Consider the following 3,396-nt stretch of genomic DNA (forward strand, 5'->3'; position numbering starts at 1 on the left):
AGAGGAAGCGCAGCAGTTTTATCGTGATGTGAAAGAACGTGCGGTACGCTATGGTAGATCCGAAGAGGATATTGTCATTTTGCCGGGCATATCGCCGATTATTGGCAGCACGACGGAGGAAGCGGAACGTAAGTATGAAGAGATCACTAATCTGGTGACGATTGAGGCTGCGTTAAAATATTTGGGACGTTTCTTCGATCATCATGATTTCTCACAATATCCGCTGGATGAGCCATTCCCTGAGCTTGATGGTATTGGCAGCAATGCGTTCCGCAGCGGTACAGATAAAATCAAACGAGTAGCCAAGGAACAAAACTTGACCTTACGCGAGGTTGCGTTGCGTTCAGCTACGCCGAGAACCTCTTTTATCGGAACCGCTGAGCAGGTGGCGGATCGAGTGCAGGAGTGGTTTGAAAGAAAAGGAGCAGACGGATTCATCATTGGTTCTGATGTACCATCGGGTCTGCATGACTTCGTAAATCTGGTTGTGCCTATTTTGCAGGAACGCGGTATTTACCGTCAGGATTATGAATTTAGCACACTGCGTGAAAACCTGGGCGTGCCTATTCCTGAGAACCGCTATACAGCAGCCAAATCCAAAGTGAAGGTTGACGCATAACAGAAGGAGGAAAAAATATGTCCAAGGTTGTCATCCTATCAGGCAGTCCGTCTACACAATCCCGTTTATACGGCTTGATTAACTATACAACGGAGCAGTTGCAACAGGCTGGAGCGGAGGTCACACTGCTGAATGTGGTCGACTTGCCGGCGGAGGATCTGGTCACGGCTAACTTTAACAGCCCCGACGTCACAGCATCACTTGCGCTGATTGCAGCAGCGGATGCCGTTATTGTGGCTTCTCCAGTCTATAAGGCGTCCTATTCAGGACTATTGAAAATATTCCTGGATTTGGTTCCGCAGGAGGGGCTAAGAGGGAAACCTGTCTTGCCTTTATTTATCGGAGGTACGCTGGCTCACCTGCTGGTCATTGACTATGCCTTGAAGCCGGTTATTAATGCACTGGGCGGAAGACATATTCTTGGCGGGGTGTACGCAGTGGATCAGTGGGTCGAACGTCTGCCAGATGGAGCATACGGGTTGTCCGAAGAATTGGTTGCACGGTTGGAACGTTCTGTTAAAGAACTAAATGAGCTATTAAAATTATAGATATTTTCAATATTTCCATTGACAGGTCGTTCAGTGAGTTTTATGATACAAAAAAACCAAGTTAACATATTGGATAAATGTATATAAAACTTACTGGGGGACTTGCGTATGAATATCGAGAATATGGAAGCCTTTGTATACGTGAATCATTATGGGAGCTTTAACAAGGCGGCAGAAGCCTTGTTCTTGTCCCAGCCCTCCGTTACAGCACGGATTCAGACGCTAGAGCGCGAGCTAGAATGCAAGCTGTTCGACCGCCAAAGCAAGCAAACGGTTCTGACGGAGGATGGACGAAAGTTTCTTCCTTATGCGGAGCAGATGCTTCAGGTGCTGCAAAAAGGGAAGCAAAAGCTCCAACAGCGTAAGAAAGCCCCTCAGCAAATTCGAATTGGCTGCACGATATCGGTGTCGAACTACATCATTCCTGAAATATTAAAGCAGCTTCGTGCCCGTTATCCAGAGGTTAACTACAAAATTGTGACGGCTACGACGGATCAACTGGTACATAAACTGTTGAACCGTGAGGTAGACATTAGTTTTGTCCGTAAAGTGATGCATCCGGCTATCCGTACGCTTGCTTTTTATGAAGATCCGATTTCCCTGTATGTATACGACGGCCATCCGTTTATGAAAACAGGAAAGGCAAGCATACAGGATATTCAACGTGAAACACTGGTATTTTTCGAATGCGGATCACTAGATTGGATGAGGATTCATCGCGCTTTTGAATCACTGGAGCAGCCACCGGACATTGCTTTTCAGGTAGACAATGTGGTCACGGCCAAAAAGCTGGTATTGGAAGAAGCGGGTATTGCCTTTTTGCCGGATGTCTGTGTGAACCGTGAAGTGAAAGATCAGAAACTATTCCGTATCCATGTTCCAGAGGTAGCTGGGGTGTCTATGCAGATTAGCATAATAGCGACCAAAGAAGACTGTGCAGTGACCTCGGATTTTGCAGATGCACTGACAGAAGGTTTCCGGGGTGCTGTTTTGTTATAGGAATGTTCTATAGCTTGGTGGATTGACGTATAGTTTTCCAGGTGTTAAATTAATCACATTCTAAAACCTATTAAGCTTATAGGAATTATAAATTATTGGATGTTGTAGCTACCATGTATGTCGCAAACTGCTGATATACAAAGAGATGAGGGGGATTCATATGAAAAAGTGGTTTGCAATATTGTCTGTTATGGCAATCATCCTGGTGTTGGCAGGCTGCGGTTCCTCAGATAACGCGTCTAGCGCATCAGGTTCAAGTGGAGACGTGAAGAAAATTATCGTAGGCACAGGTACTCAATTCAAAAATGTATGCTTTATTGACGAAAACGGAAACTTAACAGGTTTTGATGTGGAGCTGATTAAGGAGCTGGACAAGCGCCTGCCTCAATACGAATTTGAATTCAAAACGATGGACTTTGGAAATTTGCTGCTAAGTCTCGATGCCGGCAAGATTGATCTGGTATCGCATCAAATGGAAAAAAACCCGGAGCGCGAAGCCAAGTATCTGTTCAACAAAAATCCGTATAGCATTTTTCTGAACAGAGTCGCTGTAGCGAAGGATAAAAATACCGTTCAGTAAATTGATGATTTGAAAGGGAAAAAGGTACTCACCAGCCCAACCAGTAATGCGGCGTATGTGCTGAAAGAGTATAACAAAACCCACGGAGATGCCCTGAATATCGTTTATACGAGTGGTGCAGCCAATGATACGGTGCAACAAATTACGAGCGGCCGTATAGATGCTACCGTTACGACAGACTTTGCGAACCGTTTTAACACCGATGAAAAAGGAGAAGTAGCTCTGAAAACCGTTGGTGATCCTTTGACTCAATCGGATGTACTGTATGTACTGAACAAAAATGAGCAAGGATTGGCGGATGACCTGGACAAAGCCATTCAGGAAGTGAAGGACGACGGTACGTTGTCGAAGCTGAGCATTAAATGGCTTGGAGAGGATTTCACTAAGTCTCTGGAAGATGTGAAAAAAGAAGGTAGCAGTAAGAAGTAAGGATAGACTTGGACATTTCAGCGGTCAGGGTACTCTATGTATTCTGACCGCTGATGTATAGAAAGGAGGCAGGCATATGAGCAGAGAGTTCAATATTGACTATGTTTTTAGCTTTATCCCGAAAATGCTGTCTTACTTACACATCACCTTGTTTATTGTGGCAAGCTCGCTTGTATTGGGGCTTATCATTGGTCTGTTGGTTGCGCTGCCTCGCATGTATA

Annotated in this window: 3 protein-coding genes and 2 pseudogenes; all 5 read left to right on the forward strand. The window is 45.1% G+C overall.

From position 1 onward, the window contains the following. Positions 1-619 (forward strand): LLM class flavin-dependent oxidoreductase (locus tag GRP75_RS22030; protein WP_160790364.1); only part of this gene is annotated, 619 nt, incomplete at its 5' end. Positions 620-636: 17 nt separating this feature from the next. Further along, a complete protein-coding gene (ssuE, locus tag GRP75_RS22035; protein WP_029519116.1) occupies positions 637-1,167 on the forward strand; it encodes an NADPH-dependent FMN reductase in 531 nt (176 codons plus the stop codon). Between the two features lie 108 nt (positions 1,168-1,275). Next, entirely contained in the window at positions 1,276-2,166 is an 891-nt protein-coding gene (locus GRP75_RS22040; protein WP_013310069.1) for a LysR family transcriptional regulator, read from the forward strand. Positions 2,167-2,326: 160 nt separating this feature from the next. Beyond that, positions 2,327-3,175 (forward strand): annotated as a pseudogene (locus tag GRP75_RS22045) (transporter substrate-binding domain-containing protein). 76 nt (positions 3,176-3,251) lie between these two features. After that, positions 3,252-3,396: pseudogene (locus GRP75_RS22050) on the forward strand (cysteine ABC transporter permease); the annotation flags it as partial.

This window comes from Paenibacillus sp. OT2-17 (genome assembly GCF_009827695.1).
Classification (GTDB): domain Bacteria; phylum Bacillota; class Bacilli; order Paenibacillales; family Paenibacillaceae; genus Paenibacillus; species Paenibacillus polymyxa_B.

What these genes read in the sequence shown, in the direction of transcription:
- GRP75_RS22040 (WP_013310069.1), top strand. Translation starts at nt 1,276, where the DNA reads ATGAATATCGAGAATATGGAAGCCTTTGTATACGTGAATCATTATGGG.
- ssuE (WP_029519116.1), top strand. Translation starts at nt 637, where the DNA reads ATGTCCAAGGTTGTCATCCTATCAGGCAGTCCGTCTACACAATCCCGT.